The organism is Allobosea sp. GW823-FHT02B03, assembly GCF_058797755.1.
The window spans coordinates 467,389-491,785 of the sequence record NZ_JBXAJY010000001.1 but is presented as its reverse complement, the minus strand read 5'-3'; the positions used below and the strand labels follow the sequence as shown (position 1 = coordinate 491,785).

At 67.6% G+C, this 24,397-nt stretch carries 19 protein-coding genes; 6 read left to right on the top strand and 13 right to left on the bottom strand.

The features are described from left to right. Position 1 precedes the first annotated feature (1 nt). Both AC1REK_RS02255 and AC1REK_RS02250 read left to right on the top strand, forming a co-directional pair. A complete protein-coding gene (locus AC1REK_RS02255; protein ID WP_492267334.1) occupies positions 2-1,105 on the top strand; it encodes a serine hydrolase domain-containing protein in 1,104 nt (367 codons plus the stop codon). A gap of 182 nt (positions 1,106-1,287) precedes the next feature. Beyond that, positions 1,288-2,493, top strand: coding sequence for an ABC transporter substrate-binding protein (locus AC1REK_RS02250; protein WP_327523308.1), 1,206 nt, complete (start codon positions 1,288-1,290; stop codon positions 2,491-2,493). A gap of 12 nt (positions 2,494-2,505) precedes the next feature. Here the strand turns inward: AC1REK_RS02250 and AC1REK_RS02245 are convergent, their stop codons facing one another. Next, a complete protein-coding gene (locus AC1REK_RS02245; RefSeq protein ID WP_492267335.1) occupies positions 2,506-3,000 on the bottom strand; it encodes a peptide deformylase in 495 nt (164 codons plus the stop codon). A gap of 154 nt (positions 3,001-3,154) precedes the next feature. Next, the gene (locus tag AC1REK_RS02240; protein ID WP_492267336.1) at positions 3,155-3,928 is read right to left on the bottom strand and encodes an SDR family oxidoreductase; all 774 of its coding nucleotides are present in this window, start codon (positions 3,926-3,928) and stop codon (positions 3,155-3,157) included. A gap of 130 nt (positions 3,929-4,058) precedes the next feature. Between AC1REK_RS02240 and AC1REK_RS02235 the strand changes: the two genes are divergently transcribed. Beyond that, a complete protein-coding gene (locus AC1REK_RS02235; RefSeq protein ID WP_492267670.1) occupies positions 4,059-4,961 on the top strand; it encodes a LysR family transcriptional regulator in 903 nt (300 codons plus the stop codon). A gap of 28 nt (positions 4,962-4,989) precedes the next feature. On the opposite strand, the gene AC1REK_RS02230 is transcribed toward AC1REK_RS02235, so the two are convergent. From AC1REK_RS02230 to AC1REK_RS02210, 5 genes are all read right to left on the bottom strand, one after another. After that, the gene (locus tag AC1REK_RS02230) at positions 4,990-5,763 is read right to left on the bottom strand and encodes a class I SAM-dependent methyltransferase (RefSeq protein ID WP_492267337.1); all 774 of its coding nucleotides are present in this window, start codon (positions 5,761-5,763) and stop codon (positions 4,990-4,992) included. Positions 5,764-5,774: 11 nt separating this feature from the next. After that, complete coding sequence (locus AC1REK_RS02225) at positions 5,775-7,979, bottom strand: 3-hydroxyacyl-CoA dehydrogenase NAD-binding domain-containing protein (RefSeq protein ID WP_492267338.1); 2,205 nt, start codon at positions 7,977-7,979, stop codon at positions 5,775-5,777. An 11-nt stretch (positions 7,980-7,990) separates the two neighbouring features. Further along, positions 7,991-9,199: an acetyl-CoA C-acetyltransferase gene (locus AC1REK_RS02220; protein WP_492267339.1), complete on the bottom strand. Its 1,209-nt coding sequence runs from the start codon at positions 9,197-9,199 to the stop codon at positions 7,991-7,993. 130 nt (positions 9,200-9,329) lie between these two features. Beyond that, a complete protein-coding gene (locus tag AC1REK_RS02215; protein ID WP_492267340.1) occupies positions 9,330-11,126 on the bottom strand; it encodes an acyl-CoA dehydrogenase C-terminal domain-containing protein in 1,797 nt (598 codons plus the stop codon). Between the two features lie 258 nt (positions 11,127-11,384). Beyond that, positions 11,385-11,849 (bottom strand): MerR family transcriptional regulator, encoded by a 465-nt coding sequence (locus tag AC1REK_RS02210; protein ID WP_316019981.1) that lies wholly within the window; start codon positions 11,847-11,849, stop codon positions 11,385-11,387. Between the two features lie 369 nt (positions 11,850-12,218). Here AC1REK_RS02210 and AC1REK_RS02205 point away from each other — a divergent pair, with 369 nt between their 5' ends. From AC1REK_RS02205 to AC1REK_RS02195, 3 genes are all read left to right on the top strand, one after another. Beyond that, positions 12,219-15,722, top strand: a complete 3,504-nt coding sequence (locus AC1REK_RS02205; protein ID WP_492267341.1) for a hypothetical protein — start codon at positions 12,219-12,221, stop codon at positions 15,720-15,722. Positions 15,723-15,860: 138 nt separating this feature from the next. After that, positions 15,861-16,790, top strand: coding sequence for a sulfite exporter TauE/SafE family protein (locus AC1REK_RS02200; protein WP_327523316.1), 930 nt, complete (start codon positions 15,861-15,863; stop codon positions 16,788-16,790). Continuing rightward, positions 16,787-17,557, top strand: coding sequence for a TIGR02186 family protein (locus AC1REK_RS02195; RefSeq protein WP_316019984.1), 771 nt, complete (start codon positions 16,787-16,789; stop codon positions 17,555-17,557). Before AC1REK_RS02200 ends, AC1REK_RS02195 begins: the two co-directional genes overlap by 4 nt. Positions 17,558-17,617: 60 nt before the next feature. Here AC1REK_RS02195 and AC1REK_RS02190 read toward each other — a convergent pair whose 3' ends face one another. The 6 genes from AC1REK_RS02190 to AC1REK_RS02165 all read right to left on the bottom strand — a co-directional run bounded on the left by AC1REK_RS02190 (position 17,618) and on the right by AC1REK_RS02165 (position 24,385). Next, positions 17,618-18,871, bottom strand: a complete 1,254-nt coding sequence (locus AC1REK_RS02190; RefSeq protein WP_492267342.1) for a molybdopterin molybdotransferase MoeA — start codon at positions 18,869-18,871, stop codon at positions 17,618-17,620. A 1-nt stretch (position 18,872) separates the two neighbouring features. Beyond that, positions 18,873-19,403 carry a molybdopterin-guanine dinucleotide biosynthesis protein B gene (gene mobB / locus AC1REK_RS02185; protein ID WP_492267671.1) on the bottom strand — a complete coding sequence of 177 codons (531 nt, stop codon included), beginning with the start codon at positions 19,401-19,403 and terminating at the stop codon, positions 18,873-18,875. A gap of 90 nt (positions 19,404-19,493) precedes the next feature. After that, the gene (locus tag AC1REK_RS02180; protein ID WP_327523319.1) at positions 19,494-20,501 is read right to left on the bottom strand and encodes a formate dehydrogenase subunit gamma; all 1,008 of its coding nucleotides are present in this window, start codon (positions 20,499-20,501) and stop codon (positions 19,494-19,496) included. Between the two features lie 86 nt (positions 20,502-20,587). Then, positions 20,588-21,184: a formate dehydrogenase FDH3 subunit beta gene (gene fdh3B, locus AC1REK_RS02175; RefSeq protein ID WP_066467986.1), complete on the bottom strand. Its 597-nt coding sequence runs from the start codon at positions 21,182-21,184 to the stop codon at positions 20,588-20,590. Between the two features lie 14 nt (positions 21,185-21,198). After that, positions 21,199-24,177, bottom strand: coding sequence for a formate dehydrogenase subunit alpha (locus tag AC1REK_RS02170; RefSeq protein WP_492267343.1), 2,979 nt, complete (start codon positions 24,175-24,177; stop codon positions 21,199-21,201). 13 nt (positions 24,178-24,190) lie between these two features. Next, positions 24,191-24,385: a hypothetical protein gene (locus tag AC1REK_RS02165; RefSeq protein ID WP_066468738.1), complete on the bottom strand. Its 195-nt coding sequence runs from the start codon at positions 24,383-24,385 to the stop codon at positions 24,191-24,193. Positions 24,386-24,397: the final 12 nt, after the last annotated feature.

Genomic DNA, 24,397 nt, shown 5'->3' with positions numbered 1-24,397 from the left:
CGTGGACCGGCGCGCCTTCCTCGCTGCGACAGGAGCCGCGCTGCTGGCGCGCCCTGCTGTGGCGCAGGCCCAGGCGCGCCAGTGGCAGGAGGTCTCGCTCGCCGAAGCCGGCTTCCGGCCTGATGCGGGCGAGCGCATCGACAGGGCCTTCGCCAATGGCGAGTTGAACGGCCTGCACGGGCTTGTCGTGCTCCGGCACGGCAAGATCGCCCTGGAACGCTATTTTGCCGGAGCGGACGAGATCTGGGGCGATAGCCGGGGCGTCATCGCCTTCAACGCCGACGAGCTTCACGATCTGCGCTCGGTGTCGAAGAGCATCGTCGGCCTCGTCTATGGCATCGCCCTCGCCGACGGGCTGGTTCCGAAACCCGAAGCGCCGCTCCTGGCGAGCTTTCCCGACTATCCCGACCTCGCCGCCGATCCGGAACGGCAGCGGCTCAAGGTCGCGCATGTCCTGACCATGACCATGGGCCTCGTCTGGGACGAGTCGCTGCCTTACAGCGATCCACGCAACAGCGAGATCGCGATGGAGTACGCCCCGGATCGCTATCGCTTCGTGCTCGATCGGCCTGTCGCGCACCCGCCGGGCGAGGCCTGGACCTATAGCGGCGGCGCGACGGCATTGCTCGGGCACCTCATCGCGAAGGGCAGCGGCAAGCGGCTCGGCGAGTTCGCGCACGAGCGCCTGTTCGCACCGCTCGGCATCGATCGCTTTGCCTGGACGAACGGCCTCGACGGCCGGGAGGCCGCCGCATCGGGCCTGCGCCTGCGTCCGCGCGATCTCGCGGCAATCGGGCAATTGCTGCTCGACAAGGGCAGCCATGCCGGCCGGCAGATCGTGCCCGCCGGCTGGCTGGAGCAGTGCCTGACGGCGCAGACGCAGACCAAGGACGGGCTCGGCTACGGCTATCAATGGTATCTCGGCCGCGACCGCGCCGGCGAGCCCTGGTTCGGCGCCTTCGGCAATGGCGGCCAGCGCCTTGTCGTCGCGCCCAGGCAGCAGCTCGTCATCGCCATCACCGCGGGGAACTACAACAAGCCGGGCGGCGAGCGGATGTCAGCCAAGCTCGCGAACGAGTTCGTCTTCGGCGCCCTGGCGCAGTGACCACCGCCTGCGGCTAGTCGGGGAGAAGGAATTTTCCCTTCCTGTTGCCCTGACGACCAGCGCCATCTCTTTGAAACCGGTTGTTCAGCGGCTCGTTCTTATTTGTGCACCGCGGTATTGACCGTCTAACCGAGCGACACCTAAGGCTCTGCAAATCCTCGCAGTTTCTCTTGGGATCGACGATGTCGCTTCGCAGCATTTCGGCCGGATTGGCCGCCCTTCTCACACATCTCCTGCTCGTTCCCGCGCTAGCCCAGACACCGAAGCCGCTGCGGATCGGCGTGCTCAACGACATGGCCGGCATCTATGCCGACATGGCCGGGCCCGGCTCGGTGATCGCCGCCCAGATGGCGGTCGAGGATTTTGGCGGCACGGTTCTCGGCCGGCCGATCGAGATCCTCGCCGGCGACCACCAGAACAAGCCCGATATCGGCTCGGCCCTGGTCAATCGCTGGATCGACGAAGACGGCGTGGACGTGATCGCTGACATCCCGACCTCCTCGGTGCTGCTCGGCATCCAGGAGATCGGCCGGCGCAAGAACAAGCTCGTGCTCGCCTCGACCGGCGGCTCCTCCGACTTCACCGGAAAATTCTGCGCGCCTACAGGCATCCACTGGACCTACGACACCTACGCGCTGGCGGTCGGCACCGGCCTGCCGCTGGCCAAGGACGGGCCCTGGTATTTCATCACCGCCGACTACGCCTTCGGCCATGCGCTCGAGCGCGATACCTCGGACGCGGTGAAGAAGGCCGGCGGCAAGATCATCGGGGGCGTCAAGCATCCGCAGGGGACGACCGACTTCTCTTCCTATCTGCTGCAGGCCCAGAGTTCCGGCGCCAAGATGGTCGGCATCGCCAGTTCCGGTTCCGACCAGATCGCCACCATCAAGCAGGCGACCGAGTTCGGCCTGCCGCAAAGCGGCGTCAAGCTCGCAGGCCTCTATCTGCACATCACCGACATCCATGCGATCGGCCTGCAGGACGCGCAGGGGCTGATCCTGACCCAGGCCTTCTACTGGGACCTGAATGAGGAAACCCGCGCCTGGTCGAAGCGCTTCTTCGAGCGCCACAAGGCGATGCCGACCATGGGCCAGGCCGGCACCTATTCCTCGATCCTGCACTATCTCAAGGCGGTGAAGGCCGCCGGCACGGCGGAGACCGAGAAGGTCGCTGCACAGATGAAGGCGACGCCGGTCAACGACTTCTTCGCCAGGAACGGCGTGATCCGCGAGGACGGCCGCATGGTGCACGACCTCTATGTGCTCGAGGTCAAGAAGCCCGAGGAATCCAAGTACCCCTGGGATTATCTCAAGCTGATCCGCACCATTCCGGGCGACCAGGCCTTCCGCCCGCTGGCCGAGGGCGAGTGCCCGCTCGTCAAGAAGTAAAGCTGCCGGATCCTAAGCCCGCCGCAGCTTGTTGTAGCGGGCGATCAGCCTGTCGCGCTTGAGACGGGACAGGCGGTCGATCCAGAAGATGCCGTCGAGCTGATCGATCTCGTGCTGATGGCAGACCGAGAGCAGGCCGTCGGCCTCCTCGTTCCGCTCCTTCCCGTCGAGGTCCTGATAGCGCACGCGGATTCGGGCATGGCGTTCGAGCTCGTCAGTCACCCCGGGCATCGAGACGCTGCCTTCGGTGTGGCGGATGGTCTCGCGCGAGACCTGGTCCAGCTCCGGATTGACATAGGTGCGGACCTCGCCGGGCGCGAGCTCGAGCACGACGAGCCTGGAGAGCACGCCGATATGCGGCGCGGTGATGCCGATGCCGGGCGCTGCCCGCATCGTCTCGAGCAGATCGTCGGCGAGCGCGCGCAGATCTGCGTCGAAACGCAGGACGGGGGCCGCGGTCAGCCGCAGACGCGGATCGGGAAAGCTCAGGATCGGTCGGATAGGCATGCCGTACTTTGGTGCTTTCCCTGGATGAGACGCCTTTGGGGGGACGTACGGTAGCAAGCCGGGCCGCGCTGCTCTACGCGCCCCGGGCCGCTACGCCCCGCTCTGCACAATGACGATATCGCGATCTGGCCAGAAGCCGCGCCGCGCGAGGCGCTCACTTGGTGGTGTAGCCGCCGTTCACGAGGATGGTCTGGCCGGTCATCCACCACCCCTCGGAGACGAGGAAGCGGATGAAGGGGACGATGTCCTCGATATGGGTCAGGCCCGTCGGCGAGAACTTCGACAGGGCTGCGGCGGTCTTGTGATAGGCGACCGCGTCCGCTCCCTCGGCCGGGTAGAAGAACGGCGTGTCCATCGGGCCCGGGCCGATCGCGGTAACCGAGATGCCACGCTCGCCGAACTCCTTGGAGGCAGCGCGGGTGAAGTGTTCGACCGGCGCCTTCATGCCGGCATAGGCCGCATAGAACGGGGTGAAGGCGCCGAGCAACGAGGTCACGACCGTGGTGACCTTGCCGTTGTCGTTCAGCGCCTTGCCGGCCTCCTTCAGGAAGAAGAAGGCGGACTTGGAATTCACCGCGGCCATCTCGTCGTATTCCGCCTCGCTGATCTCGGCCATTGGCTTCTTCAGCACCTTGCCGACGGTGTTGATCGCGATGTCCGGCTTGCCAAGCGCCCCGCTCGCGTCGGCGAACAGTTTCTCGACCGCGCCGGCGCTGGTCAGATCGGCCTGGAAGGCAACAGCCTCGGCCCCCGCCGCCTTCACCGCGGCGACGGTCGCGTCGGCATCGGCCTTGGTCGCGGCGCTGTTGTAGTGGATCGCCACCGCCCCGGCGCCGTGCGCGGCAAGATCGCGGGCGATGAGCCCGCCGAGGTTCTTGGCGCCACCGGCGATGATGACTGTCTTGCCCTTGATGCTGTGGTCGGCCATGGCCTCGTCTCCTGCCGTCATTGCGAGCTTGCTCGCCCCTCTCAGCAAGGTACGCGGCCGATTGTTTCGATAAAGCGGGATAAGCTGACATCACTTGTCAGACCCGGCGAACAATCGCATCGTCCCGGCGATGGACCGGATCGATCTCTTCGCCACCTTCGCCCGCGTCGTCGAATGCGCCAGCTTCACACGGGCCGCTGCGACGCTCGGCCAGCCGCGATCCTCGGTCTCGGCGGCGATCCGCCTGCTGGAGGACAGGCTGGGCACGCGCCTGCTCCACCGCACGACCCGCCATGTCGCACCGACGCAGGACGGGCTCGCCTTCTATGAGCGCTGCCTGCGACTGATCGCCGAGGTCGAGGAGGCCGAGGCGCTGTTCCGCAACGCCGTCGACGGGCCGGCCGGCAAGCTCCGGGTCGACGTGCCCGGCCGCATCGGCCGGCTGATCATCGCCCCTGCCCTGCCCGACTTCCTCGCCCGCTATCCGGACATCGCGATCGAGCTCGGTGTCACCGACCGGGCGGTCAATCTCGTCGAGGACAGCGTCGACTGCGTGCTCCGCGTCGGGCCGCTCAGCGATTCCAGCCTGATCGCCCGCAATCTCGGCGAGCTCCGGCTGATCAACGTCGCGAGCCCGGCCTATCTCGACAGGCGCGGCGTGCCCGAGCGCCCCGAAGACCTCTCACGGCACGAGGCGGTTCACTATGCCTCGCCGTCGACCGGCGCGGTCGAGGACTGGCAATGGCTGGAAGGGGAACGCCTGCACGGTCTCGCCATGCCCGGGCGCGTCACCGTCAACAGCGCCGAAGCCTATATCGCCTGCTGCCTTGCCGGGCTCGGCCTGATCCAGATCCCGGCCTATGACGTCGCCGCCGAGATTGCGGGCGGTACACTGGTCGAAGTCATGCCCGAGCATCGGGCCGAGCCGATGCCGGTCGCGCTGCTCTACCCGCACAGGCAGCACCTCTCGCGCCGGCTGCGGGTCTTCATCGACTGGCTGGAACCGCTGCTGAGGGAGCGGCTGCTGCTTTGAGGCACCGCCCAGCGCAGAGCCATCTGCCCTAAGCGGCTCGCCGGGCGCGAAAGCCGCGAAACGCGTAGGCATAGGGTATCAGGCCGTCGGCCTGCGCCAGTTCGGTCGCCGTCCCGAGCAGGATTTCGCGCGCCCTGTCCGCCCCGAGCGCGGCGAGCGCCGGCACCGCATGCGAGGAGGAAAGGACGAGCCGGACATAGCGCTCGGGATCGAGCAGGAAGACCGCATGCTCGCGGCAGGCCTCCGCACCCTCGAAGCCGGGCGCCTGCGCCAGTTCGGCGGCGTAGTCGGGGCGCTCATAAACGCGCGGCCCGCCATGATGGCGCAGGAAGGCGGTCGCGGCGGTAACCGCCGGGTTCGTCTCGTCACGGACATAGTCGGCGATGCCGATCAGCCCACCGGGAACGAGCACGCGTGCGGCCTCGGCGAAGAAGGCCGGACGGTCGAACCAGTGCGCGGCGGTCGCGGCGAAGACGGCGCAGGCAACGCCATCCGGCAGAGGCAGCCTCTCGGCCGTACCCTCGCGATAATCCAGCTTCTCGCCGGCAAGGATGGCCTGCTTCGCCTGCGCGCGCATCTCCGCGGCGGGCTCGACGCCGATCAGTTCCGTCGCGGCCGGCAGCGCCTGCCTGAGCTGGCGGCTGAAGATGCCGGTGCCGCTGCCGACATCGACCACGATCTCCCCCTCGCCAGGACGCAACGCGCTGCAGAACCAGCGCAGCAGCGCCGGCGGGTAATCGGGGCGCGCCGCCGCGTAATCGTCCGCGATGGCGTTGAAGCGGGTCCTGCTGTCGGCGACCACGGTTTCTCCGATCAGGCGGCGGCCTTCTTCTCCGCCGAGCCGTAGAAGCTCTCGCCGGTCTTGGCCATGCGCTTCAGGAGCCGGTTCGGCTTGAAGCGCTCGCCATGCTTCTTGGCGAGGCTCTCGCAGAGCTTCACGAAGGCGGCCGCGCCCATATTGTCGATATAGCTCAGCGTGCCACCGCTGTAAGGAGCGAACCCGAAGCCGATGATCGAGCCGACATCGGCCTCGCGCGGATCGGTGACGACGCCTTCCTCATAGGTCTTGGCCGCTTCGAGCGCCTGCGTGACCAGGAGGCGATGCTTCAGCTCCTCCATATCGATCAGCTCGGGCTCGAGCCGGTTCGCGGTCAACTCGGCGAGGCCGGGCCAGAGCCGCTTCGGGCCGGCTTCCGGATAGTCGTAGAAGCCCTTCTTGTTCTTGCGGCCGAGGCGGCCATGCTTCTCGACCATGTCGGAAAGCAGCTTCTCCTGCGCCGAATCGACGGAGGCGTCGCCGAGCTGTGCCTTCGTCGCCTTCAGCACCTTCCAGGCGAGATCGACCGCGACCTCGTCATTCAGTGAGAGCGGGCCGACCGGCATACCGGCCTGCTTACCGGCCGCCTCGATCATCGCCGGCGGCACGCCTTCCATCAGCATGAGGTGGCCCTCGCGGATGTAGTTGCCGACGCAGCGATTGGCGTAGAAGCCGCGGGTGTCGTTGACGACGATCGGCGTCTTCTTGATCGCCCGGACATAGTCGAGCGCCATGGCGAGCGCCTTGTCGCCGGTCTTCTTGGCCTTGATGATCTCGACCAGCAGCATCTTCTCGACCGGCGAGAAGAAGTGGATGCCGACGAAATTCTTCGGGCGCTGGGAATGGGAGGCGAGGCCCGTAATGGGCAAGGTCGAGGTGTTGGAGCCGAAGATCGTCTTCGGACCGACCACGGCCTCGACCTTGGCGATCACCTCGGCCTTGACCCTCGGGTCCTCGAACACCGCCTCGATGACGAGGTCGCACCCCTTGAGGTCGGCATAGTCGGCCGAGGGCTTGATGCGCCCGAGCAGCGCGTCGCGGTCGGCCGTCTTGGCGCGGCCCTTCATGATCTGGTCGGAGACCAGCTTATGCGAATAGGCCTTGCCCTTCTCGGCCGCTTCCATGTCGCGGTCGACGAGCACGACATCGAGGCCGGCGAGCGCGGTGACATAGGCGACGCCCGCGCCCATGAAGCCGGCGCCGACGATGCCGACCTTTTTCAGCTTGCTCGGCGGGACCTCGGCCGGGCGACGGGCGCCCTTGTTCAGCTCCTGCATCGAGACGAAGAGCGAGCGGATCATCGAGGCCGCCTCCTTCGTCCGCAGGATTTTCGCGAAGTAGCGGCTCTCGACCTTGAGGGCGAGATCCATCGGCAGCTGCAGCCCCTCATACACCGCGCTCAGGATGGCGCGGGCCGCCGGGTAGTTGTCGTTGGTCTCGCGGCGATAGATCGCGTTGGCCGGCGGCCAGATCTGCATGCCGGCCGGCGAGTGGACCTTGTTCGAGGGCAGCTTGAACTTGGGGTCTTCCCAGGGCTGCTTGGCCTGCGGATTGGCCTTCAGCCACTCCTTGGCGGCGGCTACGATCTCAGCACGCGGCAGCACGGCATGGACGAGGCCCATGTTGCGGGCCGGGAGCGCCTTGATCTGCTCGCCCTTGAACATCATCTGCAGCGCGTCGCCGGTCTGCATCAGGCGCGCGACGCGCTGGGTGCCGCCGGCGCCCGGGAACAGGCCGACCTTGATCTCGGGCAGGCCGACGCGGGTCGAGGCATCGTCCGAGACGACGCGCAGCTGGCAGGAAAGCGCGAGTTCGAAGGCGCCGCCGAGGCAGACGCCATGGACCGCCGCCGCGAACGGCTTCCCGCAGGTTTCGAGCTTGCGGTAGAGTTGGCTGAGCTTGCGGCTCTCGTCGAAGAAGCGCTGCATCGCGATCTGCTCGCCCTGCTCCTTCGCCAGACCGACATAGAGGTCGCGCAGGCCCTGCAGCATGGTGAGGTCGGCGCCGCCGGAGAAGCTCTCCTTGCCGGAGACGATGACGCAGGCCTTGATCGCCTCGTCGGAAGCGACCTTGTCGACGACCTGGTTCAGTTCTTCCATCACCTGGGGCGTGATGACGTTCATCGAGCGCTCGGGCATGTCCCAGGTCAGGGTGGCGATGCCATCGGCGTCGGTCTCGAAGCGGAAATTGGTGAGGTTCATCGCTTCTCTCCTCAAACGCGCTCGATGATGGTGGCGACGCCCATGCCGACGGCGACGCAGAGCGTGACCAGGGCGGTCTGCTTGTCGGTGCGCTCGAGCTCGTCGAGCACGGTTCCGAGGATCATCGCGCCGGTGGCGCCGAGCGGATGACCCATGGCGATGGCGCCGCCATTGACGTTGAGCACGGCGTCGTCGATGTCGAAGGCCTGCTGATAGCGCAGCACGACCGAGGAGAAGGCCTCGTTCAGCTCGAACAGATCGATGTCCTTCGGCGTCATGCCGGCCTTCTTCAGGACGAGCTCGGTGACGTCGACCGGACCGGTCAGCATCAGCGCGAGGTCGGAGCCGGTGGTGGCGAAAGCCTTGATGCGGGCGCGGGGCTTCAGGCCGGCGGCCTTACCGGCCCGCTTCGAGCCGACCAGGACCGCAGCGGCGCCGTCGACGATGCCGGAGGAATTGCCGGCATGGTGGACGTGGTTGACGAACTCGACATCCGGATGCGCTGCAGTCGCAACCGCGTCGAAGCCGCCCATCTCGCCCATCTGGACGAAGGAGGCTTTCAGCGCGGCGAGCGCCTGCATGTCGGTGTTCGGGCGGATGGTCTCGTCGCGGTCGAGGATGACGAGGCCGTTGACGTCGGTGACCGGGATCACCGAGTTCTTGAAGCGGCCCTCCTCCCAGGCCTGGGCGGCGCGCTTGTGCGAGCGCACGGCATAGGCGTCGACATCGTCGCGCGAGAAGCCGTACTTCGTCGCGATCAGGTCGGCCGAGACGCCCTGCGGCATGAAATAGGTGTCGATGGCGACGGAGGGGTCGACCGCGATGCCGAAGCCCGAGGCGCCCATGCCGATGCGGGACATGCTCTCGACGCCGCCGCCGATCGCCATCTCCTTCTGGCCGGACATGACCTGCGCAGCGGCGAGGTTTACCGCGTCGAGGCCCGAGGCGCAGAAGCGGTTGATCTGCACGCCCGGCACTTCCTTGCCGTAGCCGGCCTTCAGCGCAACCGTGCGGGCGATGTCGGCGCCGGCCTCGCCGACCGGGTCGACGCAGCCGAAGACGACGTCCTCGACCAGCTTCGGATCGAGCTTGTTGCGCTCCTTGATGGCGCGCAGGGTCTGCGTGCCCAGCTCGATCGCGGTGACTTCATGGAGCGAACCGTCGGCCTTGCCCTTGCCGCGCGGCGTCCGGACGTGGTCGTAGATGAAAGCATCAGCCATCAAGGGCCTCCCATCGGAAGTTTTGCGGGCAACCTAGCCGTCATTGCGAGCGAAGCGAAGCAATCCAGATCGTGGAGCTCCGCCGCTCCTGGATTGCTTCGTCGGCTTTGCCTCCTCGCAATGACGATGTTCAGAACTGCTCGGCGCTCAGCGCCATTGTGGCGTCGGAGCCGGAGGTGATGCGGGCGAGGTGCGCCGCGGTCTCGGGCAGCGAACGCTCCATGAAGAAGCGGGCGGTGACGAGCTTGGCGTTCATGCGCTCGGCCTGGCCATTGGCGCCGGCCTTGAGCTTGTCCTGCGCGACCTTGGCCATCTTCGCCCACATATAGCCGAGGCAGACCAGGCCGAGCAGGTGCATGTAGTCATGCGCGCCGGCGCCGGCATTGTCCGGCTTGGCGAGCGCGTTGTTCATGAACCACATCGTCGCCTGCTGGAGATGGCCGAGCGAGGCGGCAAGCGGGGCCAGCAAGGGCTTCAGCGCCTCGTCGCCCTCGTTCTCCTTCACGAAGGCGCCGACCTCGTTGAAGAAGGCCATGATGGCGCGTCCGCCGTCACGGCCGAGCTTGCGGCCGACCAGGTCCATGGCCTGAACGCCGTTGGCGCCTTCATAGATCATGGCGATGCGGGCATCGCGCACGAACTGCTCCATGCCGTGCTCGGCGATGTAGCCATGGCCGCCATACATCTGCTGGGCCTTCACGGCGTTGTCGAAGCCGATATCGGTGAGCACGCCCTTCAGCACCGGGGTCATCAGGCCGAGCTGGTCGTCGGCCGCCTGGCGCTCGGCGGCATCGGTCGAGCGGTGGGCGACGTCCGACTTGATCGCGTTCCAGAGCATGAAGGCGCGAGCGGCCTCGTTGAAGGCCTTGATCGACATCAGCGTGCGGCGGACGTCCGGATGGACGATGATCGGATCCGCGGCCTTGTCGGGATTCTTGGCGCCGGTCAGAGCCCGGCCCTGCAGGCGATCCTTGGCGTAGGCGACGGCGTTCTGGTAGGCGACCTCGGACTGGGCCAGGCCCTGGATCGCGACGCCGAGGCGGGCCTCGTTCATCATCACGAACATGGCGTTGAGGCCCTTGTTCTCGGTGCCGATCAGCCAGCCCTGCGCGCCGTCATAGTTCATCACGCAGGTCGAATTGGCGTGGATGCCCATCTTGTGCTCGATCGAGCCGCAGGAGACCTTGTTGTTCTCCCCGAGCTTGCCGTCCGGGCCGATCGCATTGCGCGGCACGACGAAGAGCGAGATGCCCTTGACGCCGGCCGGTGCGCCCTCGATCCGGGCGAGCACGAGGTGGATGATGTTCTCGGTGATGTCCTGCTCGCCGGCCGAGATGAAAATCTTGGTGCCGGTGATCGCGTAGGAACCGTCGTCATTCGGCACGGCCTTGGTCTTGATCAGGCCGAGATCGGTGCCGCAATGCGGCTCGGTCAGGTTCATCGTGCCCGACCAGGCGCCCTCGATCATCTTCGGCAGATAGGTGCGCTTCTGCTCGTCGGAGCCATGGACATAGAGCGCCGCGATCGCGCCCATGGTCAGGCCGGGATACATGGCGAAGGCCATGTTCGCGGCCGAGGCGTACTCGTTCATCACCGCGCCGAGCGTATAGGGCAGGCCCTGCCCGCCATATTCCGGGTCCATGGCGAGACCGATCCAGCCACCCTCGGAATAGGCGCGGTAGGCCTCCTTGAAGCCCTTCGGCGTCGTCACCGAACCATCGGCGCTGCGCTTGCAGCCTTCCTGGTCGCCGGAATGGTTCAGCGGCTGGAGCACCTCCTCGCAGAGCTTGGCACCCTCGCCGAGCACGGCCTCGACCAGGTCCGGCGTCGCATCGGCGAAGCCCGGCAGGTTGTTGTAGCGCTCGAACTGGAAGACGTCGTTCAGGAGGAACAGCGTGTCCTCAACGGGGGCCTTGTAGACCGGCATCGCATCCTCCCTGCAAGATGGTCGCATTCTGGCGAGGCGGCCTGCCGGCTCAAGATGGCGGCGGCGCCCCGAGATAGTTCATATATAAACTATTATGCCGTCCCTTGCCAAGGGGGAGCCCGGGATTTTTAGGCCGAAGGCTCGCTCGCCGGCGCAGGCTATCCAGCTTCACACGACCGGCAAACGAAAAACGCCCCGGACCCTGGGGTCCGAGGCGTCGCAACGATGGCTGGCGGCCAAAGGCCGCAGCGCGGCAGATCAGGCGCCGAGGCGGGCGAGCGTGCCTTCGAGCTCGGCGATCGCAGCCTCGATCTCGGTGCGCTGGGTGCGCAGCAGCTCGAGCTGCTCGGCGATCTGGGTGCGGGTGAGCTGCAGGCCGCCGACGGAGGCCGACTTCTCCTCGCCCTCGCTGCCCTTGCTCTCCTCATTGGCGAGCATGGCGCGAATCTCGACGAGGGTGAAGCCGAGCTGCTTGCCCTTGAGAATCAAAGCGAGGCGGGCGCGATCGCGACCGGAATAGATGCGGGTCATCCCGGAGCGGGCCGGCGAGAGCAGGCCACGCGATTCATAGAAGCGCAGCGTGCGCAGGGTTACGCCGAAATCGCGGGCGAGGTCGCTGATGGTGAAGCCGCCGGCAGCGTCGTTGGACGCCTCGTTGGCGGGAATCGGGTTACGGCCGTCATGAACTGAAGCGGCCGCCAGAGCGGAGCTTTGGCGCGACATATGTGATCCTCGAAGGACGTTTTGGGGCAACGGCGCTGAGGCGGCTGCGATGGCTGCAGCGATCCGTATTGCGGCGGGACATAAGGCGCAACACTCCCTTACGTCAGGTAATTTCCCCCTCTCCGTAGGTAAGTTACCGTTACGTAGACCGCCCAGGCGGCCTTTTTCGGGGGCTGTTTCCAGAAAATTAACCTCCATGGCCGGTTTCTTAACCGTCCGTTTACCGTGACTGCGAAAAGTCGGTAGCGCGACCATGACGAATGCCCGCGGCAACCGGACATTCACGTTTCATGGTGTCGCGAAGGGAAGCTGCGGCGCAGGGGGCTGCGCATCCCGGAGTGAGGACCGGCCCCGTAGGCGAGCGTGACAATGGCGACTAGCCTGCCCTGGAGCGTGAAGGGCGTTGACCCGCGTACCCGCGACGCGGCAAAGGCCGCTGCGCGCCGCGCGGGCATGACGCTCGGCGAATGGCTCGACAACAAGATCCGGGACGAGGCCGAGAGCGACGCAGCCCCGCCGCCCCAGACCGAACAGCTCGACATCGCCGCGCTCTCGGAGCGCCTCGCCAGGCTCTCCCAGGGCGAGATGCAGACCGCCAGCACGCCCGCGCCCGCTCCCGCGCCGAAAGCAGCACCCGAGCTGTCGCGCGAGCGGATCGACGCCTTCATCACCCAGGCCGCGATGGCCGAGCGCCTGACGCGCGACACCGGCACCAAGACCGCCGGCGCCCTCGATTCGATCGCCAAATGGATCGAGAAGACCGAAAACCGGCTGTCGATGGGCGAGCGCGCCACGGCCGAACGACAGGAGCGCGCCACCAACGTCATCGCCGACGCGATCAAGACGATGGGCGAGCGTATCGCGGAGATCGAACGCAAGACGGCGGAAGCCAGCCGCAAGGCCGCCGCTCCGACGCCGCCGCCGGCTGCCCAGGCGCGCCCGTTCCTCAGCCGCGACGGACTGGCAGCGGCTGTTTCCGACATCCGCTCTCGCCAGCGCACGCTCGACGGCGAACCGGACGCGCCTGCGACCCATGAGCGCAGCAATCATGACCGCGGCAATGCGGCGCAGACGCTCGCCGGCCTGCGCGAGGATCTGCGCCATCTCAGCGCCCGCATCGCGCCGGCCCAGCCCGTCGTCTCGCCTGCCGCCCGAATCGAGGAGCAGCGCGCCGCCTTCCAGCCGCTCGAACGTGCGATCGGCGATCTCGGCTCGCGCCTCGAGCGGCTCGACGGCCGCGACCGGCTCGACCCCGTCCTGAAGCCGCTGGCGCGGATCGAGGCGGAAATCGCGCGTCTGTCCGACAACCGCTCGCAGGACGGCCTCAGCCGCTTCGAGCTGGAGATCGCGCATCTCGCCGCGAAGGTCGACGCCCTCGTCGCCCGCGGCGGCGATCGCGCCGCGATCGCGCCTGTGCTGCGTGAGATCGCTGAGCTGCGCGACCTGATGTCCGCCGGTACCGACGGCCGGCGCCTCGACGACCTCTCGCAACAGCTCTCCTCCCTCTCCTCCGAGATCGGCCGCCTGCGCGACGCGCAGCCGGACGGGCGCGAACTCCGCAATCTCTCGCTCGCCATCGAGGATGTGCGCGACACCCTGCTGAGCGACCGCTCGCGTGAGCGGTCCGGCGACAATGCGCCCCTGCTCGCGCTCTCGCGCCAGGTCGAGTCGCTGGCGCAGAAGATCGAGACGCTGCCCTCGATGAAGGCCTCGGTCATCGACGGCCAGGTCAACCAGCTCATCGCCCGGCTCGACGAGCTCGATGCCATGGGCCGTCCGGCTTCGAATGAACTCTCGGGCCGCATCGAAGCGCTGGTGATCCGGCTGGAGAGCCTCGCGGATCGCTCCGCGAATCCGCTCGACGAGCGTATCGACGCGCTTCAGCACCAGCTCGAGACCATCGCCCGCCAGGGCCCGTCCAATGTCGAGAAGCAGATCGAGGCCCTCGCCGGCCGGATCGACGCGCTCGCGGCGTCCAGCAGCCTCGCCCGCATCGTCGACGATGGCGGCGTGCCGGTTGCCCAGGTCGACATGCGGCCGGTCGAGGACATGCTGCGTCAGCTCGCCGGCAAGATCGACGAAGCCGGACGCCCCGGCGCCGGCTCGGACTCCTTCGATGCGCTCGAGCAGCAGATCGCGGGTCTGGCCCACCGGCTCGACGAGGCGGCTGCGACCCGCTCGGCCGAGACCGGCATCGAGCGGACCCTGCAGGACCTCGTGGTCCATCTGCAGTCGATGCGCGAGGACACTGCCGCCGCGGCGGAGCGCGCCGCCCGTGCAGCGATGGCGGACATCGCGCCGACGCGCGGGGCTGGCTTCGCAGAGCTCAGCAACCTGGTCACGGGCCTGCGCGACACGCATGTTTCCTCGGGCCGCCAGACCCAGGATGCGATCGGCGCCGTCCATCAGACCCTCGAGACGGTCATCGCCCGGCTGGCGAGCCTCGAAGCCGAGCTCGGCGGCGAACGTGGCCAGGGCGCGCGCAGCGTGCCGCCGCTGCCGCCGCGCGCCCGGACCATCGACACGGCGACCATGCCGCCTGCCACCCAGCTCGGCGCCAAGACCGAAGAGCGGCTCGTCGCCTCGCGCGGGCCTGCAGCCGCCTTCGACGTGCCGCTCGAGCCGGGCTCCGGCCGCCCGCGCGTCGAGGCGAGCACGGCTCCGAGCGACCAGCAATCGGTCCGCCAGAGCCTGATCGCGGCGGCGCGGCGCTCGGCCAAGGCTGCCTCGGAAGCGGCGAGCGCCGCCCCCGTCGTGACACCCGAGCCGGCCAAGCCCGGCAAGGCTGCCCCGACGGGCGGGCGCCTCAAGGAGATCATGGAAAAGCGCCGCCGGCCTCTGCTGCTCGGCCTGGCCGCAGTCATCCTCGCCATGGGCGCCGCCCATGTCCTGTCCGGCCCGCCGGCGAGCGATGCCAAGAAGCAGGTCGCCAACGCTTCTGCGCAGATCACGCCGCCTCCCGCGGCCGCAGAAAAGGACAGCGTCGAGACGACCGCATCGGCGGCGCCGAGCAAGGACCAGAACGCCATCCTGGCGCCGATCCAGCTCGGCACCACCCAGGCTCTGGCCGCGCCGCAGACGGGCCCGGCTCCGCAGGCGGAAGCCAGCGCCGCGCCCGCACCGATGGTCGCGGCACTGCCGCCCGCCACCGCCGCCGAGCCGCCCGAGAGCGTGACTGGCCTCAACGAGATCCCGGCCACGCTCGGAACGAGCGGCATGCGCAAGGCGGCGCAATCCGGCGATGCCCGGGCCGTCTACGAGCTCGCGGCCCTGGCGGTCGACAAGCCCGGCGCCGGCCGCGACCCGAAGCTCGCGCTGCACCTGTTCGAGCGGGCCGCGGTCGCGGGGCTGGCTCCGGCACAGTTCCGCCTCGGCAACATGTTCGAGAAGGGCATCGGCACGAGCCGCGACGCCTCCCTCGCCCGGCTCTGGTATTCGCGTGCCGCCGAGCGCGGCAACGCCAAGGCGATGCACAATCTCGCCGTGCTCTATGCCGAGGGCGCCAACGGCAAGCCCGATTATGCGACCGCGACGGAATGGTTCCGCCGTGCCGCCGAGTTCGGGGTCCGCGACAGCCAGTACAACCTCGCAGTCCTGCTCGGGCGCGGGCTCGGCGCTCCGGCCGATCTCGGCCTGTCCTATCGCTGGTTCGCAATCGCGGCTGCGCAGGGCGACGAGGATGCCGGCCGCAAGCGCGACGAAGTCGCCGGCCGCCTGTCCGCAGCCGACCTTGCCACCGCCAAGGCAGCGGTCGAGGTCTGGAAGCCGAAGCCTCTGGAGGCGCTCGCCAACGAGGTCGCAGCCCCCGCCAAGGGCTGGGAAGACACCCCGGCAGCAGCAGCCAGGAAGCCGGCCAAGCCGACACGCGGCTGAGGCGCGCGCAAAAAGAAGCGCGGCTCGGCGCGCGAAATCTTCTCAGAGCAAAGCAATCTGAAAGGGATTTTGCTCTAGCGTCACCGTTTCGACGCCTTCGCATGGGAAGCGTCGCGCCGGCTGACAGGGTTGAGAAGGGTGCAGATTTATCTTCCGATCGCAGAGTTGCCGATCAGTATCCTGCTCGTTCTGGGCCTGAGCGGCGCGGTTGGCTTCATTTCCGGCTTGTTCGGCGTCGGCGGCGGCTTCCTGCTGACACCGCTGCTGATCTTTCTCGACATCCCGCCGGCCGTGGCCGTCGCAACCGTGGCAGCCCAGGTCGCGGGATCGTCGATGACAGGCGTCCTGACCTATTGGCGACGAAACGCGCTCGATCTGAAGCTAGGCAGCGTGCTGGTCGGCGGCGGTATCGTCGGCACTGTTCTCGGCGTTCTGTTCTTCAACTCGATGCGCCGCCTCGGCCAGCTCGAGCTCGTCATCACCCTGGCCTATGTCACGCTCTTCACCTGCATCGGCGGCCTGATGCTGTTCGATGCGGTGCGTGCCGCACTGCGTGACCGGCAGGGCAAACCCGCCCGCCTGCGCAGGCGGGCCGGCATGCACCCGGCCTGGATGGGCCTGCCCTGGCGCATGCGCTTCTACCGCTCGCAGCTCTATGCCAGCGTAATCCCGATCGCGGGGCTGGCGATCGTGATCGGCTTCATCGGCGCCGTGCTCGGCGTCGGCGGCGGCTTCATCCTGGTCCCGGCGCTGCTCTATTTCTTCCGGGTACCGCCGGCGGTCGTGGTCGGCACCTCGCTGTTCCAGATCCTCATCACAATGACCGGCGCCACGGTGCTGCATGCCGTCACCAACCAGTCGGTCGACATCGTGCTGGCGATCCTGCTGCTGATCGGCGGCGTGATCGGCGCACAATTCGGCGGACGGGCAGCGCGCAACCTCAATGTCGGTTCGTTCCGGCTGCTGCTGGCCCTGCTGATCCTCTCGGTCGGGCTGCGCTTCGCCATCGAGCTCTTCCTGCCGCCGACCGAGCCCTTCTCGGTGGTCATACCGGAGAGCGCGCGATGAGCTGGCTCCGCAACGCGCTGCTCGCGGCGGGGCTCGCGCTCGCCGCCGGTCAGCCGGCAAAGGCAGAGACGCTGATCGCGGCGCTGTCGACACACCAGATCGCCATCACCTCGAACTATACCGGCGACCAGCTCACGGTCTTCGGCCTGGTCGAGCGCGAGGGGCGTACCGCCGGCCGCGCCGACCCCTACGACATCGTCGTCACCGTGCGCGGCCCGCCGCGAATGCTGATCGTGCGCGAGAAGGAAAGGGTCGGTCCGCTCTGGGTCAACCGCCAGCAGCGCCGTTTCCCCGAACGTCCGGTCTTTCTGACGGTCTCGACCAACCGGCCGATCTCCGAAATCCTGTCGGAGGAGGCCGCACGGCGCGAGCGTGTCGGACTTGCCAACGCGCAGAGAACGCCGGCCACCAACGTGTTCGAGTTCGGGATCGGCCCGTATCGCGATGCGCTGATCCGCATCATGGAGGACAAGGGGCTCTACGCCGAGAACGAACGCGGCGTCACCTTCCTCTCGCCGACGCTGTTCAGCGCCCCGATCAACGTGCCCGCCACCGCGCCGACCGGCTCCTACGAGATCGAGATCGTGCTCTATGCGGGCGGAGCGGCGTTGGCGCGCCAGACCACCAACTTCGAGGTGGTCAAGACCGGGATGGAACAGAGCCTGGCCTCGGCGGCGCATGAGCGGCCGCTGCTCTACGGTCTCGCTACGGCTGCGCTCGCTTTGCTTTTCGGCTGGCTGGCGACGACGATCTTTCGCCGCGACTGAGCCGGTGCGCATGCCAGTGCCGCAGAGCTGGCGCGGGCATGCCGGCAGGACGGGCCAGTCTCAACCGGTCAGGAGATCATAGGCGAAGAAGGGCGCTATCGCTCCCGGCGCCAACGAGGTCAATTCCTCGGCCAACTCCACCAACCCGTCGGTCTCGGTCAGCGAGGTCAGGATGCCGGCGCCATCGCGTGGGTGCTTGCTGGCGACCGCAATGCCGTCGGCGCCCGGCGCCAGCGAGACGCGGACATATTCGCGCCGGCCGGCCTTCTTGCGATAGGGAAAGTCCAGCCTGACTGGCAGTGCCTGCGGGCGCGCCGGCGTCGTGCCGGCGAGCAGCGCGATCACCGCGCGCGCCACAAAGGCGAAGGTGACGAAAACCGCGACAGGATTGCCGGGCAGGCCGAGGAAGGGCTTTCCGTCGATCAGCCCCATCGCGACGGGGCGACCCGGCTTGATGCCGATGCGCCAGAAGGCGAGCTCGCCGACCTCGGAGACCGCCGTCTTGACGTGGTCTTCCTCGCCGGTCGAGACGCCTCCCGAGGTCAGGATCAAGTCGCAATCGCGCGCCGCGGCGCGCAAGCGCTGGCCGAGGCTCGAAGGCTCGTCCCTGAGGATGCCGAGATCGACGACCTCGGCCCCGGCTCGGGCCACCAGCGCCCGCAGCACGCTGCGATTGGCGTCATAGATTCCGGCCGGCGGTAGCGCGGTGCCGGGCTCGTTCAGTTCGTCGCCGGTCGAAAAGACAGCGACCCGGACACGGCGGCGTACCGCCACCTCGGTGAGGCCGAGAGCGGCGAGCAGGCCGAGATCCTGCGGGCGCAGCCGGCGGCCGGCAGCCAGAACCGGTGCGCCTGTGCCGACGTCCTCGCCGGCGGGCCTGGCATTGGCGCCCGGCTTCAGCCCAGCGGGGAGACGCACGAAGCCCTCCTCCAGCGCGACGTCCTCCTGCATGAAGACGGTGTCGGCACCACCGGGCATAGGCGCGCCGGTGAAGACGCGAACCGCGAAGCCGGCGACGACGAGACCGGCAGCGTCGGCCCCTGCCGCGACCCGGCCCGAGAGCGGCAGCCGGGTCTCGCCGGACGGAGCGAGATCGGCGAAGCGCACCGCATAGCCATCGACCGCAGAGTTGGCGAAGGGCGGCAGGTCGCGGGGCGCCGCGACATCGGCAGCGAGCACGCGGCCGTCTGCCCGCTCGAGCGGAACGGTCTCGATCCCAGAGACGGGGCTGATGCGTTCAGCAGCGAGCGCGGCCGCCTGCTCGATCGTCATCAGCGGCCCGAAGACCTTGGCATCCTCGCTGAGCTGCGCCATCTCAGGCCTCCTCGCGCGCCCGCTCCAGCACCTCAGCCAATGGCTGGGCGCGGGCGAACAGAAGATCGGCGATCGCCGGGATGTCGTCGAGCCCGAGCACGGGTCGGCCGGCCTGCGGAAAGGGCGTGTCGCTCGCCACCGCGACGATGCTGTCGTCCTGCGGATGCAGCGGCGGCTTGCCGTTCGCGGCCCGATAGACTTCGAGCTTGGCGTGCGGATCGCGCTTGAAGCCCTCGACGATGACGAGGTCGACCGGCGAGAGACGGGCGAGCAGTTCGGGCAGCTTGGCCTCCGGCTCGTCCCGCAATTCGTGCAGCAGCGCCCAGCGCCTTGCCGAGGAGATCAAGACCTCCGAGGCGCCGGCCTCGCGATGGGCCCAGGAATCCTTGCCCGGCGTGTCAAGGTCGAAGGCGTGGTGGGCGTGCTTGATCGTCGATACGACGATGCCGCGATTGGCGAATTCCGGGATCAGCCGGGTGAGAAGGGTCGTCTTGCCGGCTCCGCTCCAGCCCGCCAGCCCGATCACGCGCATCGACAACGACATCCCCAAAACAGAACCGGGCGCGAAACGCGCCCGGCTGTCATCCTGCGGATCACCCTTGCGGGTCAAGCGCGCCGATTGTCACTCCGCCGGCTGCAGGGTGGCGCCGGGCGCCCGGCCCTTCTCGATTTCCTCGGCGACCCAGAGCGCATGATGCTCCTTCGCCCAGTTGAGATCGACCTCGCCCGAGCCCATCGCGTCGAAGGCGCCTTCCATGCCGATCGAGCCGATATAGATGTGCGCCAGCATCACCGCGATCATCAGCACGGAGACGACGCCGTGGACGACGTTCCAGAACTGCATGTCGAGCACGCCGCCCGAGAAGCTCGGATACAGCAGGTAGATGCCGGAGACCGAGAGCGCCGCGCCGCCGAGCACCACCGCCCAGAAGATCACCTTCTGGCCGCCGTTGAAGCGCCGCGCCGGCGGCGCATGGCCCTTGCCGATCAGGCCGCCGCCCGCCGCGAACCAGCGCAGATCGCCGAGGTTCGGAATGTTGTCCTTGATCCAGACCAGGAACATCAGCGCGACGCCGAGCATGAACGGCCAAGCCAGGAAGTTATGCGACCATTTGGCCGCCACCGAGAGATTGGTGAAGGCCTGAGGCCCGATCAGCGGCAGCAGCAGCGCCTTGCCGAAGGTCACGTTCAGCCCCGACAGCGCCAGGATGATGAAGCAGCCCGCAGTGAGCCAGTGCATGAAGCGCTCGAAGCCGTTGAAGCGCGTGATCGTCTGGCCGGAAGGGCCGGCCTCGATCCTGATCCGGCCGCGGAACAGGTAGAACGCGGTCAGCACGACCAGCATGCCGAGCACTGCAACGGCGCCGATGCGGGTCATGGTGCCCTGATGGAAGGCACGCCAGTCACGCCCGGCCGGACGCTCCAGCGTGGCGGCCCTGGTGTCCGGGATGGTGATCCGGCCGCGCAGCTCCGCGGACGGATTCTGCTTCAGCGCGTCGAGGAACTGCTGTTCCCGGACAGAATTGGCGGTCGGGTTGACCTGCTGGGCGCTGGCGGGAGCCGCGACGGCGAGCGCCAACGCGAGCAGAAGCCCGCTGAGCAGGAAGCGGAGATGAGCACCGAACGACATTGCGGCGTCCTTTCGCGAAGGCGGAGCAGAACTGAGGGGGAACGCACCCGACCTTTCCGGCCGTGGCACGCCCCTCCCCCCAGAAGTCAGATGGCGATGGTTTCCCGATAGGCGGTCTGCCATCCCCAGGCGCCGGAACCGTAGCCGCGCTTGACCACGCGCTCCTTGTAGATCTGCGCGATGATCTCGCCGTCGCCGGCAAGCAGCGCCTTGGTCGAGCACATCTCGGCGCAGAGCGGCAGCTTGCCCTCGGCCAGACGGTTCGAGCCGTATTTCTGGAACTCGGCCGGCGAGAGATCGGCTTCCGGGCCGCCGGCGCAATAGGTGCACTTGTCCATCTTGCCGCGCGAACCGAAGTTGCTGAGCTTCGGATATTGCGGCGCGCCGAACGGGCAGGCGTAGAAGCAGTAGCCGCAGCCGATGCAAAGGTCCTTGTTGTGCAGCACCACGGCATCCGCCGTGGTGTAGAAGCAGTCGACGGGGCAGACCGCGGCGCAAGGTGCGTCGGTGCAATGCATGCAGGCCATCGAGACCGATCGCTCGCCCGGCTTGCCGTCATTGATGGTGACGACGCGCCGGCGGTTGATGCCCCAGGGCACGTCGTTCTCGTTCTTGCAGGCGGTGACGCAAGCGTTGCACTCGATGCAGCGGTCGGCGTCGCAGAGGAATTTCATCCGGGCCATGGTTCAGTGCCTCCTCACGCCGCCGCGATCTGGCAAAGCGTCACCTTGCCTTCGTGCATGCCCGTCACCGGGTCGTAGCCATAGGTGGTGACCGTGTTGACGGACTCGCCGAGCACGATCGGGTCCAGCCCCGGGGGGTAGTTCCCGCGCTGGTCGACGCCCTGGAAGACGCCGCCGAAATGGAAGGGCATGAAGGCCGCACCCTTGCCGACACGGTCGGTCACCAGGGCCTTGACCCTCGCCTTCGAGCCATTCTCCGGACCGGAGACCCAGACGAAGGCACCGTCGCGGATGCCGCGCTCGCTGGCATCGGCAGGATTGATCTCGACGAACATGTCCTGCTGCAATTCGGCCAGCCACTTGTTCGAGCGCGTCTCCTCGCCGCCACCCTCGTATTCGACGAGGCGGCCCGAGGTGAGGACGATCGGGAAGGATTTGGCGATGCCCTTCTCGACCGCCGCCTTCTGGATCGAGGTGTGCAGGTTGGGAATGCGCAAGGTGCGCTCGTCGGGCCGGGCCGGCCACTTCGCCACCAGATCGACGCGCGGCGAGTAGATCGGCTCGCGATGGGTCGGCACCGGGTCCGGCAGGTTCCAGGCGTTGGCTCTCGCCTTGCCGTTGCCATAGGGCACGCAGCCATGCTCCATCGCGACGCGCTGGATGCCGCCGGACAGGTCGATCGACCAGGAGACCGCGTCGATGTTGTTGCCGCCGATGCCGGTGATGACTTCCATCTCGGCCGGCGTCAGATCCTTGTCCCAGCCGAGCTTCTTGAGCACGCCCATGGTGAACTCGGGATAGCCGTCCTTGATCTCCGAGTTGAGCGAGAACGAGCCGCCCTCGGCCAGCAGGGTGTCATTGACCTTGCTGCCATCGGGCAGGGTGCGCTCGCGCGTCAGGCCGAAGCGCGGGCGGAAGGTGCCGCCGCCATCCCTGGCCTCGAGCGAGGTGTTGTAGAGGATGTGCGTGCCGGGATGCTTGAACTCCGGCGTGCCCCAGCACGGCCACGGCAGGCCGTAGAAGTCATTCTCGACCGGGGAGCCTTTGGCGCCGCGCAATGTCACCAGGTCGAACTTGTCCTGGTTGGCCATGTGCAGCTTCAGCCGCTCCGGCGACTGGCCGGTATAGCCGGTCGACCAGCCACCGCGGTTGATCTCCTTGAGGATCGACTCGGCGGTCGGCTCGGGGCCGATCTTGCCCTGAACCATCTCGTAGGGCTTGAACATCGCCTCGGCGAAGCCGAGCTTCTGCGAGAGCTTGTAGATGACCGCGTAGTCACTGGCGGATTCGAAGATCGGCTCGACGACCTTCTCGCCCCATTGCAGCGAGCGGTTCGAGCAGGTGCGCGAGCCCGAGGTCTCGAACTGCGTGCAGATCGGCAGGATATAGGTGCCGTTCTTGCGGCCGCCCAGCGAGACGAAGTTGGTCGGGTGCGGGTCGCAGACGACGAGAAGATCGAGCTTCTCCAGCCCCTTCACCGCATCGGGCATGCGCGGGATGGTGTTGCCGCCATGGCCCATGACGAACATGGCCTTGAGGTTGTCCATCTGGTCGACCTGCTCGGCCGGCAGATTGGCCGCATCGAACCAGCGGGTCGAGGTGTGGCCCGAGGTCTCCATATTGGCCTTGCGCGTGCGCGCCGGCCGGCCGCCCTTGGCCGGAACCTCGTCGAAGCGCGAGACGAAATAGTCGTAATCGACGTTCCAGACCCGGGCCCAATGGCGCCAGGCGCCCTCGACCAGCCCGTAATAGCAAGGCAGATTCGAGACATCGAGGCCGAAATCGGTCGCGCCCTGCACGTTGCAGTGGCCGCGGAAGATGTTGGCGCCGGTGCCGCGGGCGCCGACATTGCCGGTCGCGAGCAGGAGGTTGCAGATGGCGCGGACGTTCGCCGTACCGACCGAATGCTGGGTGACGCCCATGCACCAGACGAAGGTGGCGGGCTTGACCGTGGCGAAGGTCTGCGCGGCGCGCTTCATCTGCTCGGCGGGAACGCCGGTGATGTCCTCGACGGTCTTGGGATCGTATTTCTCGACCTCCTTGCGGACGTCGTCCATGCCGTGCACGCGGCTGGCGATGAAGGCCTTGTCCTCCCAGCCGTTCTGAAAGATGTGCCACATCAGGCCCCAGATCACCGCGATGTCGGTGCCGGAGCGGAAGCGGACATAGTCGGTCGCATGCGCCGCCGTGCGGGTGAAGCGCGGGTCGAAGACGATGACGTTGGCGCGCTGCGTTTCCTTGCCGGCCAGGATGTGCTGCATCGAGACCGGATGCGCCTCGGCGGCATTCGAGCCCATGAAGAGCACGGTCTTCGAGTTGCGGATGTCGTTGTAGGAGTTGGTCATGGCGCCGTAGCCCCAGGTGTTCGCAACGCCCGCGACCGTGGTCGAGTGGCAGATGCGCGCCTGGTGATCGACGTTGTTGGTGCCCCAGAATGCCGCGAACTTGCGGAAGAGGTAGGAGCCTTCGTTGGAGAACTTGGCGGAGCCGAGCAGATAGACGGAATCGGCGCCGGACTTGGCGCGGATCTCCATCATCTTGTCGCCGATCTCGCTGACCGCCTGATCCCAGGACAGGCGCTGCCACTTCCCGTCGACCAGCTTCATCGGGTACTTGATGCGGCGGTCGCCATGGACGAGCTCGCGCACGGAGGCGCCCTTGGCGCAGTGCGTGCCGCGGTTGATCGGGCTTTCCCAGGCCGGCTCCTGGCCGACCCAGACGCCGTTGGCGACCTCGGCCTTGACGGTGCAGCCGACCGAGCAATGGGTGCAGACGTTCTTGACGATCTTGGTTCCGGTCGCCGGCCCGGGGCTCGCCGCCTCGGCCTTGCGGACCGCGCCGATCTGCAGGGCACTGGCAGCCGCGACGCCGCCCGCAACGAGGCCTGAACGACGCAGGAACGAGCGGCGGTCCATCACCCCGGCGGCGAGGCCACCGAGAGCGGACTGGAGACGGCCGCGCTGGACATCGGCGGATTTGCGCTTGATCAGCATGACGCCAGCCTCCTCAGTAGCGGTTTGTGCGGTAGTAGTTCTTGACGTGGTCGGTCTCGCGATAGCGGGACTTCGTCTCTTCCTTGCCCGGGTCGACGGCAGCGGCCGGCGTCACGGCGACGGGCGCGACAGCCGCGGTGGCGCCAGCACCGAGCGCCTTGAAGAAGTTGCGGCGGTCGAGCCCCGTTTCCTTGCTCTTCTGCGACATCGTCGTCTCCTC

Bases quoted from the DNA above. Each gene is read 5' to 3' on its own strand.
- AC1REK_RS02250 (WP_327523308.1), top strand. From the start codon at position 1,288: ATGTCGCTTCGCAGCATTTCGGCCGGATTGGCCGCCCTTCTCACACAT.
- AC1REK_RS02245 (WP_492267335.1), bottom strand. From the start codon at position 3,000: ATGCCTATCCGACCGATCCTGAGCTTTCCCGATCCGCGTCTGCGGCTG.
- AC1REK_RS02240 (WP_492267336.1), bottom strand. From the start codon at position 3,928: ATGGCCGACCACAGCATCAAGGGCAAGACAGTCATCATCGCCGGTGGC.
- AC1REK_RS02235 (WP_492267670.1), top strand. From the start codon at position 4,059: ATGGACCGGATCGATCTCTTCGCCACCTTCGCCCGCGTCGTCGAATGC.
- AC1REK_RS02225 (WP_492267338.1), bottom strand. From the start codon at position 7,979: ATGAACCTCACCAATTTCCGCTTCGAGACCGACGCCGATGGCATCGCC.
- AC1REK_RS02220 (WP_492267339.1), bottom strand. From the start codon at position 9,199: ATGGCTGATGCTTTCATCTACGACCACGTCCGGACGCCGCGCGGCAAG.
- AC1REK_RS02215 (WP_492267340.1), bottom strand. From the start codon at position 11,126: ATGCCGGTCTACAAGGCCCCCGTTGAGGACACGCTGTTCCTCCTGAAC.
- AC1REK_RS02210 (WP_316019981.1), bottom strand. From the start codon at position 11,849: ATGTCGCGCCAAAGCTCCGCTCTGGCGGCCGCTTCAGTTCATGACGGC.
- AC1REK_RS02205 (WP_492267341.1), top strand. From the start codon at position 12,219: ATGGCGACTAGCCTGCCCTGGAGCGTGAAGGGCGTTGACCCGCGTACC.
- AC1REK_RS02195 (WP_316019984.1), top strand. From the start codon at position 16,787: ATGAGCTGGCTCCGCAACGCGCTGCTCGCGGCGGGGCTCGCGCTCGCC.
- AC1REK_RS02190 (WP_492267342.1), bottom strand. From the start codon at position 18,871: ATGGCGCAGCTCAGCGAGGATGCCAAGGTCTTCGGGCCGCTGATGACG.
- mobB (WP_492267671.1), bottom strand. From the start codon at position 19,403: ATGCGCGTGATCGGGCTGGCGGGCTGGAGCGGAGCCGGCAAGACGACC.
- AC1REK_RS02180 (WP_327523319.1), bottom strand. From the start codon at position 20,501: ATGTCGTTCGGTGCTCATCTCCGCTTCCTGCTCAGCGGGCTTCTGCTC.
- fdh3B (WP_066467986.1), bottom strand. From the start codon at position 21,184: ATGGCCCGGATGAAATTCCTCTGCGACGCCGACCGCTGCATCGAGTGC.
- AC1REK_RS02170 (WP_492267343.1), bottom strand. From the start codon at position 24,177: ATGCTGATCAAGCGCAAATCCGCCGATGTCCAGCGCGGCCGTCTCCAG.
- AC1REK_RS02165 (WP_066468738.1), bottom strand. From the start codon at position 24,385: ATGTCGCAGAAGAGCAAGGAAACGGGGCTCGACCGCCGCAACTTCTTC.